At 43.5% G+C, this 15,745-nt stretch carries 18 protein-coding genes and 6 pseudogenes; 21 read left to right on the top strand and 3 right to left on the bottom strand.

Going from position 1 to position 15,745, the window contains the following annotated elements; genetic code table 11:
- Window positions 1-713: 713 nt before the first annotated feature.
- The 3 genes from D7Y06_RS20220 (at window position 714) to D7Y06_RS20230 (ending at window position 3,394) form a co-directional block, all read left to right on the top strand.
- Window positions 714-893: a hypothetical protein gene (locus tag D7Y06_RS20220; RefSeq protein ID WP_120409474.1), complete on the top strand. Its 180-nt coding sequence runs from the start codon at window positions 714-716 to the stop codon at window positions 891-893.
- Window positions 894-1,180: 287 nt separating this feature from the next.
- The gene (locus D7Y06_RS20225; protein WP_120409475.1) at window positions 1,181-2,347 is read left to right on the top strand and encodes a hypothetical protein; all 1,167 of its coding nucleotides are present in this window, start codon (window positions 1,181-1,183) and stop codon (window positions 2,345-2,347) included.
- Complete coding sequence (locus D7Y06_RS20230) at window positions 2,348-3,394, top strand: hypothetical protein (RefSeq protein WP_120409476.1); 1,047 nt, start codon at window positions 2,348-2,350, stop codon at window positions 3,392-3,394.
- A 617-nt stretch (window positions 3,395-4,011) separates the two neighbouring features.
- Here D7Y06_RS20230 and D7Y06_RS20235 read toward each other — a convergent pair.
- Window positions 4,012-4,245 carry a cupin domain-containing protein gene (locus D7Y06_RS20235; RefSeq protein WP_199714812.1) on the bottom strand — a complete coding sequence of 78 codons (234 nt, stop codon included), beginning with the start codon at window positions 4,243-4,245 and terminating at the stop codon, window positions 4,012-4,014.
- Window positions 4,246-4,446: 201 nt separating this feature from the next.
- Here D7Y06_RS20235 and D7Y06_RS20240 point away from each other — a divergent pair, with 201 nt between their 5' ends.
- The 16 genes and pseudogenes from D7Y06_RS20240 to D7Y06_RS28370 all read left to right on the top strand — a co-directional run.
- Window positions 4,447-4,698, top strand: a complete 252-nt coding sequence (locus D7Y06_RS20240; RefSeq protein ID WP_120409477.1) for a hypothetical protein — start codon at window positions 4,447-4,449, stop codon at window positions 4,696-4,698.
- A gap of 21 nt (window positions 4,699-4,719) precedes the next feature.
- Window positions 4,720-5,466: a helix-turn-helix domain-containing protein gene (locus D7Y06_RS20245; RefSeq protein WP_120409478.1), complete on the top strand. Its 747-nt coding sequence runs from the start codon at window positions 4,720-4,722 to the stop codon at window positions 5,464-5,466.
- Between the two features lie 83 nt (window positions 5,467-5,549).
- The gene (locus D7Y06_RS20250) at window positions 5,550-5,933 is read left to right on the top strand and encodes a cupin domain-containing protein (RefSeq protein ID WP_120409479.1); all 384 of its coding nucleotides are present in this window, start codon (window positions 5,550-5,552) and stop codon (window positions 5,931-5,933) included.
- A 251-nt stretch (window positions 5,934-6,184) separates the two neighbouring features.
- Window positions 6,185-6,610: a BlaI/MecI/CopY family transcriptional regulator gene (locus D7Y06_RS20260; protein ID WP_004066243.1), complete on the top strand. Its 426-nt coding sequence runs from the start codon at window positions 6,185-6,187 to the stop codon at window positions 6,608-6,610.
- Window positions 6,603-7,850, top strand: a complete 1,248-nt coding sequence (locus tag D7Y06_RS20265; protein ID WP_120409481.1) for a M56 family metallopeptidase — start codon at window positions 6,603-6,605, stop codon at window positions 7,848-7,850. The genes D7Y06_RS20260 and D7Y06_RS20265 overlap by 8 nt, the downstream gene beginning before the upstream one ends.
- Window positions 7,851-7,884: 34 nt before the next feature.
- Window positions 7,885-8,676 (top strand): DUF6033 family protein, encoded by a 792-nt coding sequence (locus tag D7Y06_RS20270; protein ID WP_120409482.1) that lies wholly within the window; start codon window positions 7,885-7,887, stop codon window positions 8,674-8,676.
- 97 nt (window positions 8,677-8,773) lie between these two features.
- Entirely contained in the window at window positions 8,774-9,424 is a 651-nt protein-coding gene (locus tag D7Y06_RS20275; RefSeq protein ID WP_120409483.1) for a DUF3879 family protein, read from the top strand.
- Between the two features lie 111 nt (window positions 9,425-9,535).
- Window positions 9,536-10,579 (top strand): hypothetical protein, encoded by a 1,044-nt coding sequence (locus D7Y06_RS20280; protein WP_120409484.1) that lies wholly within the window; start codon window positions 9,536-9,538, stop codon window positions 10,577-10,579.
- Window positions 10,580-10,699: 120 nt separating this feature from the next.
- The gene (locus D7Y06_RS20285) at window positions 10,700-11,047 is read left to right on the top strand and encodes a hypothetical protein (protein WP_120409485.1); all 348 of its coding nucleotides are present in this window, start codon (window positions 10,700-10,702) and stop codon (window positions 11,045-11,047) included.
- A 104-nt stretch (window positions 11,048-11,151) separates the two neighbouring features.
- Window positions 11,152-11,286, top strand: coding sequence for a hypothetical protein (locus tag D7Y06_RS27710; protein WP_256387242.1), 135 nt, complete (start codon window positions 11,152-11,154; stop codon window positions 11,284-11,286).
- A gap of 216 nt (window positions 11,287-11,502) precedes the next feature.
- On the top strand, window positions 11,503-11,736 hold the full coding sequence (locus D7Y06_RS20295; RefSeq protein ID WP_243119420.1) for a hypothetical protein: 234 nt from the start codon (window positions 11,503-11,505) through the stop codon (window positions 11,734-11,736).
- Window positions 11,718-12,035, top strand: a pseudogene (locus tag D7Y06_RS20300) (ATP-binding cassette domain-containing protein); the annotation flags it as partial. The gene D7Y06_RS20295 and the pseudogene D7Y06_RS20300, both read left to right, overlap by 19 nt.
- Window positions 12,034-12,303: pseudogene (locus tag D7Y06_RS20305) on the top strand (terminase TerL endonuclease subunit); the annotation flags it as partial. The pseudogenes D7Y06_RS20300 and D7Y06_RS20305, both read left to right, overlap by 2 nt.
- A gap of 86 nt (window positions 12,304-12,389) precedes the next feature.
- Window positions 12,390-12,695 carry a type II toxin-antitoxin system RelB/DinJ family antitoxin gene (locus D7Y06_RS20310; RefSeq protein WP_016289663.1) on the top strand — a complete coding sequence of 102 codons (306 nt, stop codon included), beginning with the start codon at window positions 12,390-12,392 and terminating at the stop codon, window positions 12,693-12,695.
- A complete protein-coding gene (locus tag D7Y06_RS20315; RefSeq protein WP_016289662.1) occupies window positions 12,692-13,024 on the top strand; it encodes a type II toxin-antitoxin system RelE/ParE family toxin in 333 nt (110 codons plus the stop codon). The genes D7Y06_RS20310 and D7Y06_RS20315 overlap by 4 nt, the downstream gene beginning before the upstream one ends.
- A 147-nt stretch (window positions 13,025-13,171) precedes the next feature.
- A pseudogene (locus tag D7Y06_RS28370) lies at window positions 13,172-13,372 on the top strand (phage portal protein); the annotation flags it as partial.
- A 163-nt stretch (window positions 13,373-13,535) separates the two neighbouring features.
- Here D7Y06_RS28370 and D7Y06_RS28375 read toward each other — a convergent pair.
- Together D7Y06_RS28375 and D7Y06_RS20330 are read right to left on the bottom strand one after the other, a co-directional pair.
- Window positions 13,536-13,751: pseudogene (locus D7Y06_RS28375) on the bottom strand (VirD4-like conjugal transfer protein, CD1115 family); the annotation flags it as partial.
- A pseudogene (locus D7Y06_RS20330) lies at window positions 13,745-14,551 on the bottom strand (DUF6017 domain-containing protein); the annotation flags it as partial. The pseudogenes D7Y06_RS20330 and D7Y06_RS28375, both read right to left, overlap by 7 nt.
- 160 nt (window positions 14,552-14,711) lie before the next feature.
- Here D7Y06_RS20330 and D7Y06_RS28380 point away from each other — a divergent pair.
- Both D7Y06_RS28380 and D7Y06_RS20340 read left to right on the top strand, forming a co-directional pair.
- Window positions 14,712-15,327: pseudogene (locus D7Y06_RS28380) on the top strand (ABC transporter ATP-binding protein); the annotation flags it as partial.
- A partial coding sequence (locus D7Y06_RS20340; protein WP_199714813.1) for a hypothetical protein occupies window positions 15,311-15,745 on the top strand: 435 nt, incomplete at its 3' end. The pseudogene D7Y06_RS28380 and the gene D7Y06_RS20340, both read left to right, overlap by 17 nt.

Genomic DNA, 15,745 nt, shown 5'->3' on the forward strand with positions numbered 1-15,745 from the left:
GAGTACAAAACCTAAGTTGGCTTTTTAGAGAGCTTTATTTTATTTTTATATTTCTTCGTGAAACAGCCCTAACAGGCGTTGACAGTAGTAGCAAGCAATGCCCCGGTATATACCCGGCGCAGCTTGTTGGTGGCCGACGGCCCCCAAGCCCCCCCAGTGCATCGGCGCAGCTCCGCCCGATGCACAAGCCGCCGTCAGCGTCTGCTGGTATATATCGGCAGGGGAGGACACCCCGGCGGAGCCGCCCCCGGAGGGCGCACGGCTGCCGTCAGGCAGTACCACCATCGCGCCCTGGCAGGTGGTGGGTAAGTGCGCCCTAGCAGAGGGCCTATAAAGAGAACGGAGCGCCCAGGTCATCCCCGGACGCTCCCGCTTCGGTTCCTTCCTGCTGGTCAATCACCGCCTTTCCTGCCTGTGTCATTCTGCCACAAATGAACCGTCAGCCAATGTGTATTTGGATAGTGAAACCACCCTTTATACAATACATCTCAGAAATCCATGTTGGAAGATTACGCCCACTGCAACGGTTTCCCCAACCCGACCCATTTCACGGAAATGTAAACCGCTTAATTGATACAAAGGGAATGAACAGAATATAGGGAAAACCGCTGAAAACAAGGGGTTCCGGCACATTGGTTGTTGCTGGAATCTCTTGTTTGCTTTTTGACCGGTTTGAGAATCTGAGGCATAGTCGGCAGAGGGGGTGTTCACTTTTGAACCCTCCCAAAAGAGCATTTGAACCCCGTGGTCAGAAAAATGAACACCCCATAGGTCGTTTTGAACCCAGTGGTCAAAAAAGTGAACCCCCGTGGTCACTTTTGGAAGTTGGCTCTGATGCTTTTGAAAAAATCATTAACAGCCGCTCAGGCGGCAATCTTGAATTGATGCCATAGGAATTTGGGTACTCGCAGACAAAAGTATTGAAGAATGGCTTAAAATCAAGGGATTTTAGGCTTGGTGGGGTTCATCACGGTGGGTGGTGGGCCCCGCTTTTTCGTGTTTGTATGAGAGTTTCCGTGATAGTTTGGAGTATTGCCTGTTTGTTTACAACTGTTATCGAAATCATTATACAAATGTGTTCTTAAAATTAGAAATAGTAAGAAAGCAATAAATGTGGTAATATATGTATAGAAATTGATTTGCTAGGAAAGATAAGCAATATGATGAATGGGAGAAAACTATGGATATTTTATTAGATGGTAAGTTAAAGTGTATTTCAATATTAACAAGAATGACAGTTTCTGATTATTTAGGTTTGGTTGAAAAAGCATATAGTAACCGAGGCGGTATTTCCGGGCAACGGGAAGCATTAAAACAAAAGACGGCGATTTCAATAAGAAATAGGATGATAGAAGATATTAAGGGTGGGACTATCCTTCCGCCCATTGTGGTTGGAGCGGTTGTAAGTGGAGATAGGTATGATGAAATTGTAAAGGGGAATGCTACGGATGAGGATTTAAAAAATGAAATAATTATAGATCAATTGAGCATTATTGATGGTATGCAAAGAACAACTGCTCTTTTGAAAGCTGTTTCTGAGAAAGAAGATGTTAACAAAAGAGAGATAAGAGTAGAATATTGGATTTCTGATAATAGCAATAGTTTATTATATAGGATGCTTGTTTTGAATACAGGACAAGTTCCGTGGAACGTTAGGCGGCAAATTGAAGTTATTTTTTCGGGAATTATAAAGGAAATACGTGATAAAGTAAATAATATAGAAGTAATAACTATTTCTGATTCTTCCAGACGAAGTAAAGGGGGACAATATCAAGCGGGAGATTTAGTTGAGCTTTTTTTGGCATTTGGAGCTAGAACATGGAAAATTAATACCAAAGAAAAATTAACAGATGAATTTACAAGACATGATTTTTTACAAAGTAGTGGAGAAATAGACTTAGTTAATTTGTTTTGTGAAGTATTGGAAAACATGGTGAATTTGGATATTCTTATTGATACGAAATGTAAAAAAAGCGAAGAAGAAAATACCAGCAAATTTAAAACCGGAAAAGACCTGTTTGCTAGTCAACCGGCAAGAATAGGATTTATTTCTGCTGCGGGGGAAAAAATAATTGGTAGACCGGGTGATGAAAGAAGCCAAGAGAAAATAGATGAGTGCAAAAGGGTGTTTTTTGATACAATAAACAATGTGTCAGAAAATCTTAAAGCTAAAAGTGATGAAGACGTTTTAGATTATATTGATTTTGCAACTCTAAATCAAAAGATGGAAAGAAAAATGTCAAAAGTCGGAGATTATGAAAGAGAACTATTTTATGAAGCATTTAAAGTGTTGATTGACGAGAATGGAGAAGTGAATACATTAGGTATTTGTTGGAGGGCAATATAGTTGGGAGTTACAAGAAGAGAAGCTAGTGAGAAGATTTTTCGCTTATTAGCAGATTATGTGCTTTCTGCTGACTCAACATACGGCTTTGATTTGAGCAAATGCTATATTGATTTTCAACAGTTTGATAAATGTATGCTGGATACAATGAGTACAGTATATATGCAAGATTTTATTCCCAATGCAAATTTTTCAATAGTTAAATATAATGGAAAAAATATGCTGGTTATAATTGGGGAGACTAAAATAAATTTTTCAGACGCTGTACTTATTCAGTGTGAAGTAGATTTGGCAATGTTTGTATATTCAGTTTTTGTTCTTAATGCTAATGTGAGTCATACAAAGGAACCAATTGAAATATATAACAATGTACTTTGCCAACCAGAAGATGAAGCATATCATGGGCATAATTTAGATGATTTAATAGAGTGTTTTGAGAATATTGTTTTTTATGAAATTCCAGAAACGAGTAGTTTGAGTATTGAGAACCCTTATGATTCGTATGCGTATTATTTGCTGAAAAAGTTGCAAGTAGAGTCTTTGAAAAGGGAAGACAGGACATTAGATATTTTGGAAGAAATTATCTTGAATGGGAATAATAAAATACCATTTCACAATATAGTATTAGCTTTATTGGCAAACCAATGGAATCATAGTTTTTTAGAAACGTACAGATGCATAGAACATTTATTTCATGTTATTAGATTGGAAGAGTTTTATAATGTATTAAATACGCCCTTAACAATGCTTGATGTGGCAAGGGAGATTGAAGATAAAATATCTTGGCGGCCAAATGAGGAAAGTGCCATATCTGATATTTTTAAAGAAATTAGCAACTTACATATTACATCAGAGTTAGAGCAGGTAAAGAATAAATATGATAATAATATCAAAATTGAAAGATGGTATTATAAACAAAGAAATTCAATTGCACATTACAGAGCAATTCATGAGCCGTTGAAATTTGATAATAGTGAATGGAATATAATGATTCGTTTTAATCTTATGGTTGTTGAGCATTTGTATGAAAAATATAAAGATAAAATTTAGAAAAGAAACTATATAAATATAATTGGCAAAGTTCTAACGTTGGGAGCAATATCTCTAGTACCCAACGGTGTCTTAGTTTCCGGCAGATACGGACACGGAAAGCCGAAAAAGCCCGTAAACACGGCACTTTCGGCACTACATAGGTTTCAATTTTACATTATTTCCGTGTGCTTTTAGGGGCATTTTTACATTAGCGAGGGTGCAAACAGTTGTTCTGGGGTTCTTTTGCCTGATAGTATATACTCGTAGGCAAAAGTCGGTTATTATCACGGAAACTCGGATACTAACAGGCAAAACTCTATACTATCACGCAAAAGTCGATACTCGCAGGCAAAACCTTTATACAAACACGGAAACTGCCTGTATTATCACGGAAACAGGATGGGAGTTTTCGTGATAGTATAAGGGTTTCCGTGATAATATACAGAGTTTCCGTGTTTGTATATGAGAAAAACGGTAAAAATTAAATGGATAAATGATAAAGAATAGCAGGAAAGTCTATCATGGTTTTCCTGCTACTTGATATTATTATACGCTTTACTCCCGTTCTGTAGATATTTTGATTACAATAGTTGTTTGGTCTGTATTATTCCAAATAGAATGTGGTACCATGCCATCTACAAAGAAAGATTCATTTTTTTGACAATCACTTCCTTGTCATCAAGAATAACCTTTGCTTCGCCGTCAACTACGATGAAGATATGATTATCGCTATGTGTATGATTTCCCTCCGGGCCACCGCCGCCTTTTTCAATATAGGCAATTGCGCCCCATTTAATTTTACCATTTTCTTCAAAAAGTCTTTTGGCAGAAAATCCTTTATGGTTTGGTGGTGTAATAAACTCCTGCATATCGGTTACTCTCCTTATCTGGTTAATTTAAAAATTTTGCTTTATTTCAAGAAATTATTGAATTATTATAGCTCTATAGGTGGGTAGTGGCAAGCCTCAAATTGAAAACAACGAAAAAAGTTCTAACAATTCATGATTTGTATTCTTGTGTAAGTTTTTGCGTGTCCCTTTTACCGGGGAGTTGCTAGATTTCTGAATCCTATGGATAAGGGTATTTCTGCTGGGATGGAGAGAGGTTACTGTGCCGCTTTCACAATCATGGAGCATTTTGATAATCCATCAATGATGTGTGGTATATCGGCAAAGTACGGTAAAGCTGAAATCCTATATGCAGCACTAGTGGAGCTTTGCAGGAGGAATGGCGGGCACGTTCAGGGAGATGAAATAACGTCAGAATTATTGAGAAAGTATCACTTATCTGTTAGAATATGTGAAAAGATAATTATTCGTTAACAGGATAGGAGTGAAAGCCGTATGCGATATTATCAGTGTGATAAATACCCAATCGAGTTCGTGTTGTCGGAGAATATTGATAAGCACTTTGGCTCCCATAACCATGTAGGGCATTATGTCATATCGGTGGTCATGCAGGGAACGGTGGCAGTTTGCTTGGAGAACAGGGAAGTGGTGTGCCACAGAGGGGATGTGTTTATCATTCCCCCTTATGCCATGCATTCCGTGTGTCAGGGAAGGGACGCGCATCTGCTGTCCATGTGCATAGGGACTGCCTTTATAAAAGAGACTGATATGGAAACGGCAGGGGGGATTGTTCAGGGTTTGTTAAGGGATGCGGCAGCGCAGGACATTTTCGGAAGGGGGCAAAGGGAAAAGCTGCTAACTTCCGTACGGACGGTTTACGGTCTCCAGGATAACGGACAGAAAGAGATGGATGCAGGCATAAAAATTCTGGCTAATAAAATTACAAGTCACCCGGAACAAGAATTGTCCGTAGAAACATTGGCGGCAGATATTTTTGTCAGTAAATATTATCTCATAAGGAAATTTAAAAACAGTGTCGGAATGACCTCGCACCAGTTCTGTATCCAGAACCGCATAAGGAAATCGCAGGGGTTGCTGGATGAGGAAAAAACAATCAGCAGGATCGCCGCGGAAATGGGATTTTACGACCAGAGCCATTTTGACAAGGCTTTCCAGAAGATTGTCGGGATATCCCCGTCAGAATATATCCATTCAAAAAAGCAGATAGTGAAGAGTACATAGGGCAATTTTTTACAAGACATGGCAGCTTCCGAAGAATATGATTGAAACGTAAGGCAGATCACATATTTTATCGGAGGTGCAGGATGGATACATTTGAATTATTTAACAATGGAAAATTAGTTTTGCCGGAAAAGGAGGCTGGCTTTGCAGAGATCGAATGGTCAAAGCATCCAACATTTGAAGGCGTGGAACTGAAGCACATCATCACGGCAAAGGACACAGAGGGGAAGTTCAGCTACCATTTGGTGCGGATTGCTTCAGGGTGCAGTATTGGGAACCATATCCATGAAACGCAGTTAGAAACGCATGAAGTGATAATGGGCAACGGAAAGTGTGTAAATGCAGGCAACGCCATTCCGTATGAACCCGGTACAATATCTATCATGCAGGCTGGTGTGCCGCATGAAGTCAATGCGGGTTCAGAGGGGTTATATCTGTTTGCCAAGTTTATGCCTGCATTATGTTGAACTAAATAAAAGGATAATAAGCAAGACCGCCGCACTATGGACTTCATCCGCCATATGCGGCGGTCTGCTTTTTTCTGTAGGCAGGCCGGGCGGCCTGGTAAGGGAAATCACTTGGAAAGTGGGGAAGTAATTTCCCATAATCTGCCCTCTGTCCATACCCATATCATGCAAAAGCGTCAACGGCTCTTAACAATTAATAATAATTGACCGATATATAAAGTGACGAAATAAAACGAAAGGAAGGCAGAGATATGGCAAAGGAAGAGATTACACCGAGCGAATGGCAGATCATGGAAGTTCTCTGGGCGAGCGATATGCCGCTGACATCCTCCGAGGTTTACAAAAGGATGCAGGGGAATGTGGATATGTCTATGAGAATGGTGCGGGTGCTGATGAACCGCCTGAACCAGAAAGATATCCTTGGTTATACCGTGGATGAGCATGATTCAAGGGTTTACCACTACTATGTTCTGAGACAAAAAGAGGAATGCGTGAAAGAGAAAAGCAGGAAGTTTGTGGACAGCTATTTTTCCGGCAGCGGTACAAATGCAATGGCGGCACTGCTGCAGAGCTTCGCATTGACGGATGAACAGATAAAGGAACTGGAGGAGATTCTGGAGAAAAGCAAGGGGCAGAATGCGGAATCTCCGGACAAAGAGGGTGGGACTGATGCCTGACTGGCAATGGATTGGCAGCTTTCTGGATTTATGCGCAGTATATCTGACAACACAGCTTGTGCGGTGCGCCGCCTTTTCACTTGTACTGACCGGGCTTGTGATGCTGCTCCGGAAAATGCTTTTTTCAGAACGGATTTTTTTGAAAGGGATGCTATGGGCAGTATTTCTGGTCACCCCATTTCTTGGGAAGCTGAAGCTGTTTTATGAAAATGCAGCCATATGTAAGGCGACATGGTGGATGACAAAGGGAACTATGTCCTGCCTGTGGGTTGGCCGTATTTATACAATGGGTATTCTGGTAGCCGTTATCTGTGTCTTTGGAAAGCGGCTGCGCCTTCGGAGGCTGGTTGCCGGAATGGAAAAAGTCTTTTTTGATGGCATCAGGATCAGTGTTACTGACATGAATATTACGCCATTCACAATCGGCCTGCTGAAACCGAAGATTGTCCTGCCAAAAACAATGGCGGACAGCTACAGCCGGGAGGAATTAAAAGCCATTATACAGCATGAGCAGACACATATCCGGTTAGGGCATTTATGGTTCGGGCTTGCGTGGGATATGCTGCGGTGCCTTTTGTGGATGAACCCGTTCCTGACAGTATTCCAGAAACATTTCAGAGCGGATATGGAAGATATCTGCGACAGGGTGTGCATACAGAACAGTGGGAAGACGGCACATGAGTATGGGCTGGTATTGCTGAAAACTCTAAAACTGCTGCTCTCTGAATCGGAGAATGTACCGCCCGCCGTTACCTATGCAGGGGAAAGTGAATTTATAGGCATGAAAAGGCGGATGGGGAAGATTGCAGGTTTCCACCCATACCGGAAAAAACTGTGTATGTGCATGGTAGCAGTTCTGGTAGCAGTAACAGGTGCGGCATTACTCGTCATACATAGCTGTTCTTATGCCCAATTCAGGGAAGATGAAAGCATACTGGTATATGAGTATGTCGGTGAAGATGGAGTTACCATTTCAAATCATGATAGCAGATTGGATCAGATGATTTCTTATGATGACAGTTATGTTTATGTGGACAGGGAGGCATTTGAGGCATTTTTGGGAAAAAACAATGCAGAGGGGCAGATTTATATTGTCTTTGGAGGATTTTATAAACTTCCCGGTTTTTTATGCGGAGCGCAGTCATGTTTATATGAAACCGATTCAGCGGATGAGGTAGTTCGGATTCCCTACATAAGACAAAAGGACGATTGGGTGATGGCATTGTTCAAAATATTATAGGTAAAAGGAATTAAATTTTAAGGAGGATATGATTATGGCAATTACAGGAGTGAGCAATTACAGCAGTGTTTATGAAAACACATATGCTTCATCAAGGAAGGAAGCGGCAAAGAAAGAGGAAACAGCGGCTACAGAGAAAAACGCCGAAGCAGCAAAGAGTGGCGGCAATGAGGAATACCTTAATAATTTGCAGAAACAGTTTCCTAATATGAAGTTGCAAGTCGGCTATGGGGTTAATACAAAAAATGATGGTAAAGTAGATGTTTTGAATATTAACCCGAAACTTTTAGAGAAGATGCAGAATGATCCAAAGGCAGCAAAAGAATATACGCAGAGATTGAAAGATGTGGAAGCTGCACATAAGTATGTAGATAGTTTTTTTGCAGCAACTGGAAGTACAGTTGTATGCCGTCATGCATATTTAGATGAGAATGGAAATTACAGTAATTTTACTGTTTCAGTTAGAAAAGATGCGTTAAACGAAAAACTCCGCAAAGAAGCGCAGGAAAACGCCGAAGAGCGGATTGAGAAGTCAAGAGAAAAAGCCCGTGAAAATGCGGAGCAGCTTGCGGAGAAATTAGAGGAAAAGGCAGAGGAAAGCGAAAAGTCGGAAGAAAAGAAAGTAGTAAAGGAAGATGGAACAACAACTCCGAACAAAGCAGAGCAACTCTTAGAAGAAAAAATGACTGCTTCCAAAGATGGCACGATTTATCTGAATGACACAGATATGAAAACAATCATCGAAGCTGCCCAGGAAGAGGATGCGGGCAAAACCACTGTAAAAGAACAGGCACAGGTGGGTGCGAATCTGGATTTGAAGATATAATGTTCCAACCCTATTCCGCAGAGGTATATAAGAAAGTGCCTCTTTATATGCAGGCCAAGGTTGGCAAAAAATATTTTCAATAAGGAGGATGATATCAATGAACATTAGTTTCAATGCAGGGAGTTCTGGAGGATACAGTAGTATCAATAAAAGCAGCGCACAGTATAAGGCTGTTGAAAGGGATCATTTGAGTGCCATCATTGCAAATGAAGCAACCATGTCCGATAAGGAGCGGCTGATTTATGAAACATTTGGCGGACGGGATACTATCATTAAAAATTACATGAAATTATATGACTCTAATGGGAATTTCCTTAATGCGTATGGTGTAGCAGGAATGTGCGTGGATGGAAAAAGTCCTTCGGAATATAATCAGATTATAGATGTTTCCGAAGACTGGCGGCAAGAGATGTTTGATATGGTCAAAAGGGAGTTCATACAAGAAAATGGTGTTGCGAATGGGGATACAACCAAAAGGACATCACTGTATACGGCGTATCAAAAAAGCATTAAGCTTGATGACCGATTGAAAGGTACATGGACGCTTGGGCAATATGAAAAAGCATATAATAAGGCTTTTTATGATGCGGTAAAGGCAGCTAATCCCAACTGGAAGCAAGGTGATCCGTTTGATTCCAGAATACTGGACGGCGTTACAAGGGAATTCGTAGAAAGCCAGCTTGTCAAAAGTGGCAATACGTTTGTTAAAAAATCATCTTCGGGTAGCAGATTGGATATGAAGATATGATCTTTACACCTTATTCCGCAGAGGTGCATAAATTTATGCCTTTGCGGAGGTGTGGGGGAGCTCTAAATGATAAAGGATTTAATCAAAACAAAGTAAAGGAGAGTGCACATTATGAATATCGATTACAGCCGGTTTTACAGAGGAACAACAAATATTCCCTCATATGGGAGTGGTGCATATAAGAAGGATACCCTTGTAAAGTATGAATTTAACACCACGGATGAGCATGGCAACAAGGTAATGGATAAGATGTCAAGGGAAGAAACCCTGCAGGCAATGAAAGACATCCGTTCACAGTATGGGGATGCGGTCATTGTGGAATTTTCGGGAGACGGTATGGCAGCCCTCGTGGAAGGAAAGAAAGGCAGCATGGTGCCGGAAGATAAGGAAGCAATGGAAGCGAAAAATGCGGCGTTCCAAAAGGATATCGTGCAGATTGACAATTCCCTGAGTGACCTTCCGGCATATTCGGGTATGTATGGCGCAGATAAGGCGGTTGCGTCTGCTTTGGAGAACTGCGGCAAAGAGGAGAAGGGATTTGTGTATGACATCATCCGGCAGAATTTCCTTGTGGGGAGCAGCGGTTCTATGACAGAGGAAGAGCGGCAGGCGAATATCTCACTCGGCATGAAGAAAGCAGAATATGCGGCACAGAACTTTATCCCGGAGGAAAGCAGGGAGGCATTTCTGGAAGCGATGGAGTCCATTGCAAAACTGGCAAGCGCAGGAAAAGCCGACAGCAGCGGGGACATGAATTACGGCGTTGCAAAAGCCAGGTATCTTGGGCATGGCAGCGGCCTTGTCCAGACCACAAATGCGCTTGGCATGATGCAGGCGATGGATAAGGACGCATATGCCGAGTACCAGAAGATGGGCCAGAACGATGATGGCGGGCTTAGTTCATTGAAATACCTTACGAACTGGTATGCAGGCGCAGTAAAGAAAGACCCTTCGATGGTTGATACTTACGAAAAACAGTCGGAGGAATATGTGGAGAAAAACGTGAAAGACCGGGAGCTGGATGCAACCTTTGTGGACATAAAAACGGAAAGCATGACGGCTTTCCTTGAAAGCCTGAAAATGTTCCAGAGTAATCACCCCAATTTCCTATCATCTATCATAAACCGGGAGCTGACATCGAAGTTTTGGTATTGATGGTACAGTAACGGGGGAGGTCTGCCACGGCTACATATCCCCAATAAGGCACAGAGGACGAACAGGCTTCAGCAGGGAAGCAGTTGCAATATAAAAAAATGATGGGGGTTCTGCAGCATTATGAAAAAGAATATTATATTGTGGTTGGCGGTTTCAGCGGTAGTCATGCTGGCATTGCCGTGGCTTGCGGTTACTTTAGTAAAAGGCGATGCAGGAATGGCCGTATGTTTTCTTTTGTTTTTTGCACTTAATCCGTTATACTCCGTGATATTCGGCGTTTTTGCAGGAAAAGATATGAAGCATCTGTGGAGTCTGCCAGTTATTTCTGCGGTGCTGTTCCTGATCGGCACATGGATATTCTTTGATATGGGTGAAATGGCATTTGTTTTGTATGCGGCGGTTTATCTCGCTTTAGGAATAGTGACCATGCTGATTTCTATGATCATCAGAAAGAAGGTACAAAGATAATAAATGCATACGGTTCTACAATAGCATATCTCCAATAAGCCACAGCCCGACAAAGCAGGGCGGGCATCCCCGGTTTTCCGGCAAAACTGAGAGAGGCGATTGAAATGGATATAACAGGAATAGCAAAAAGCCATCAAGCGGGCATCCAAAAGGCATCATCCAAAAAGGAATGGAAGCTGTCTGATTCCCTCCGGGAGAGGATAATAGGATGCGGCGCAGGGCGTCTATATGGGGAATAAGTTCCTCGCCCTGCGGAAAAGCGAGGTCGCCAAAGTCGCGCCGGACAGGGCAGGCATTCCGGCAGATCAGTGAGAGGAGGTGAAGGCCGATAGGAATTTGGCCGGGGAGGTTAACAGGTATATTTGCATGGAGACAATGAACCGCTCGGACTTATTACAAGGGAGCAGATGCGGCTCTGAACGACAGAGGGGCTGACAAAAATAATGGAGGAGTATATGACAATGGAAGTAGGTACAGTTTATGGCGGCTATTATAGGGCAAAAAGCTATGAGGGCGTGAGGAAGGAAGAAAAGCGGGCAGATGCCGGATTCGCAGGAAAGGTTGCGGAGAAAGAAACCCTTTCCCAAAAGGACATGACGCTGGATGAGTACAAGGCATATTTTAACGAGAAGATGAACAGCCTGTATACCCACCCTTCACAGAGAGGCATGTGGACAGCGGCAGCGTGAAGATCGGTGGGAAGGATGTGCGGGAATATACGTTGGAGTCCCTGATGGAGCAGATCAGCATGGTGTTCCAGAATGTATATTTATTTGCAGACACGATTGAGAACAACATCAAATTCGGCCGTCCGCAGGCGACCCATGCAGAAGTGGTGGAGGCGGCAAGGAAAGCCTGCTGTGCAGATTTCATTGAAGCCCTTCCTGATGGGTACGATACGGTGATCGGGGAAGGCGGCGCATCCCTTTCCGGCGGGGAGAAGCAGCGGATATCCATCGCAAGGGCGATGCTGAAGGACGTTCCCATTCAAGGATATGTCCCCACCCACAAAGGAGCTGATGAAGCTGGTGCTGGAGCAGATGATTGCCCACGGCGGGCATCCGGTCCTTCGGTGGATGATGGACAACATCTTCATCCGCACCGACCCCGCAGGCAATATTAAGGCAGACAAGGAAAAGTCCACCGAGAAGATTGACGGCGCGGTGGCCACGATCATGGGGCTTGACCGTGCGGTGCGCTGTGGGAACCAGACATCCGAAAGCGTGTACGATTCCCGCGGACTTTTGGTGTTCTGATTTGTGCATCCATACAAAAATCAAGCGGAACGCTTGCATACCGCAAGCAAAAGCGGTATACTATATAGTGAAAGGATGTGGTTTAAATGGCACGGACATCAAATGTATTCGCGCGTGTGGAGCCTGAGATCAAAGAGCAGGCGGAACGGGTGCTTGACCAGCTTGGCATACCGATGTCAAATGCGGTCGGTATGTTTTTAAGGCAGGTCGTGCTTCAGCAGGGCATCCCGTTCGAGATGAAGCTGCCGAAGAAGGCGCCGCTTGCATACGGCTCCCTTACAAAAGAGCAGTTTGACGCAGAGATAGGAAAGGGCATGGAGGATATACGGGAAGGCAGGGTATATTCAGCAGATGCAGTGGAAGAAGAAATGCGGCGGGATTACGGGATATGAGCTGGGATATCGTATACACGGCCGGGGCGAGGCGTGATCTGAGGGATATATATGAGTATATTGCATATGAACTGCTTGTGCCGGAAACGGCAGCAGGGCAGACGCAGCGGATCATGAAGGAAATCCGCGCTCTTGATGAGATGCCGATGCGGTTCCGGCTGTACGAAGAAGAACCGTGGCACAGCGAAGGGCTCCGTTTTTTCCCTGTTGATAATTACCTTGTGTTTTATCTGCCGGATGAAACCAGAAACACAGTGAGCATTGTCCGCATCATGTACGGCGGCAGGGATATCCGCAGACAGCTAAGTGAAACAGAAATAGAATACTGAACAGGAGGGCATCTGCCAGAAATGGCGGGTGCTTTTCTTATGCCGTTTGGACTATACAATTTAACTAAACAGGGCGTGGGCAGACAGAAGGCATCGCTTCGGCGGTGTCTTTTGTCTGTCTGTTTTTCGGAAAGGAGCGTGGTTCCTATGGGATTATTCAGCGGATTGTTCAGGGCGAGGGACGCCCCTCAGAACAGGACTTCCGGCAGCACCTATAGCTTTTTCATGGGCGGCAGCACCAGCGGCAAGCGTGTCAATGAACGTTCCTCCATGCAGATGACGGCGGTGTACTCCTGCGTCCGGATACTTTCGGAGGCGGTGGCAGGGCTGCCGCTGCATTTCTATAAAGCCTTAATGGAGCCCATTTCGGCTAAGATACCGGCTGAATAAACTTTACCGATTCCGGGAATGGAATTCAGTACCGTGTACTCGTCAGGGTTTAGTCCCTGAACTGTTTGAAGGATTGCTTTATCAATCGCTTTGAGTTCCCTTGCGAAGGAACTGATACAGTTAAATGAAGAAGCGATTGAGATAGTAAGCGGCTCATAACGCCGATAAGAAAATCCTGCCCGTTAAGGCTTGGCAATGGATTTTCAAAAGCGGCTGTCACGCCCTCCATGATGTGTAGGAGCTTCCCGGAGAGGTCAGCCCCCGGAGAGAGCCGGAACGCTTCGCCAATCTTCATAAAGAGCCATACAAAGAGCAGGTCCAGTACGTCCGTCTTGATACCGACAAGATCTTGGTGGTGTTCTGGTGCATACAGTCAATCACAAACTGGATATGGCTGCTGTTCAGCTTCATAAACTTAGACTTTACAAGCTCGGCGGGGTAGTCGTCCCCGGCAATGCGTACCACCTTGCGGCGGGTGCAGACGGTTTCAAGCATGAGGGAAACAATCTCGTCAAGCATACCCCGGTCAATGTTGCTGTCCTGTACCAGATAGGCGTACTCGATATTGTCCTTTATGACTTCCTCATAAGCCCGTACTGCGTCCATGTTGGTGTGTCCGTTTCCTTTCCGTTCCTGCGGCTGTGCCGCTTCCTGTCTGGAAAGGGTGGAAAGGATAGGAATGGAATGGTTATTTAATAAATCCGTATTTGATAATTCTTTACTTGATAGTTCTTTATTTAATTGCGTTGGATTTTCCGATACCGGGTTTTCCGTTGTCGGGTTATCCGACATTGGATTTTCCAACACCGGGTTATCCGTGGTTGGATTTTCCAACTGCGGCGGCTGTGGCTGCTCGTAAATGGTGTATTCAATGGCGGTCATTTTGCCTTTTCCGTCCCGTCCCTGCCTGCGTGTGATGTACCCGGCTTTTTCCAGTTCCCATACGGCGGTACGGATTGCGTCAATGCTTTCTTTGTTGATACTGGATAAGCCCTTTAGGGTGTAGTCCCAATTTTCCGGCAGGGACAACATTTGGGAAAGCAGCCCTTTAGCCTTTAGGGTCAAGTCGGGGTTGCGTAGGTGGTGGTTTGACATAACCGTGTAGCCCCTGTTTTTCTCCACCCGGAATACTGCCACGTTATCAGCTCCTTTCATCAGCCCGGACAATGAAAAACGCCCGTTCCGTGTGGAAAAGGCGTTTACCATGTGATTATAGGGCTTCGTGTTTAGTTTTCGTGTTTCTTAAAAGCCTTGATTTATGCGGTGTTGCGGTGGTTGTCTATAAATACTTGCCCCGAATGGTGCAGGGAAAACAACAACAATCCGTGCGGTTGTCGGGATAATGGACTTTGACGAGGGGGAAATCCTTGTAAATGGCCATTCCGTGAAGGACGAGCCTGTGAAATGCAAATCCATGACAGCTTATATTCCAGACAATCCCGACTTATATGACTATATAACAGGCATCCAGTATTTAAACTATATGTGTGATATGTTTTCTGTCCCTGCAAAGGAAAGAGTTTCAAGAATACAAAAAATATGCAGATGTTCTCAAATTAACGGACAGTCTGGGGGATTTAATCAGCTCCTATTCGCATGGTATGAAACAAAAGCTTGCGTTGATAGGTGCATTTATACATTCCCCACATCTTTTAGTGTTGGACGAGCCATTTGTAGGTCTTGACCCTGAAGCATCTTTTCATCTAAAGAAGATGATGCGTGAACTATGTGATGCAGGGGCAGCAATTTTTTTCTCCACTCATGTGCTTGAAGTTGCCGAAAAATTGTGCGACAAGGTTACTATCATCAATAACGGTAAATTGATAGAAAGTGGAACAATGGAAGAAATCAAAGGCAGCCATAGTCTTGAAGATGTATTTATGGAGGTAGTTGAAAATGAAAGGCAAGTATAAGTATCTCTTAAGGACGCAGTTGTACAATCTTTTCGGGATTAACCGATTGATTCATTCTTGCGATAAACAGGAAAAACAACGTTCTGCGATTGTTGCCGCTTTAGGACTTACTGCCATTGCCATTCTTGCAATCTATATAACAAAATTCAGTAATAGCATGGCGGAAGCAGGACTTGGCAAAGCGTTACCAACGCTCATGGTAGTGGTCTGCTCTTTAACAACTTTGACCCTTACATTCGTTAAAAGTACAGGAGTGCTTATTGGATTAAAAGATTATGATATGGTTATGTCTATGCCTGTAAATACGATTTCTATTGTAACAAGCCGTGTAACGCTGCTGTATCTCATCAATCTGATAATTGGCTTTATATCCATGTTGCCGTCAAGCATTATTTATATCTTGTATGAACACCCGCCG

The organism is Roseburia sp. 1XD42-69 (assembly GCF_003612565.1).
Taxonomy (GTDB): domain Bacteria; phylum Bacillota; class Clostridia; order Lachnospirales; family Lachnospiraceae; genus Roseburia_B.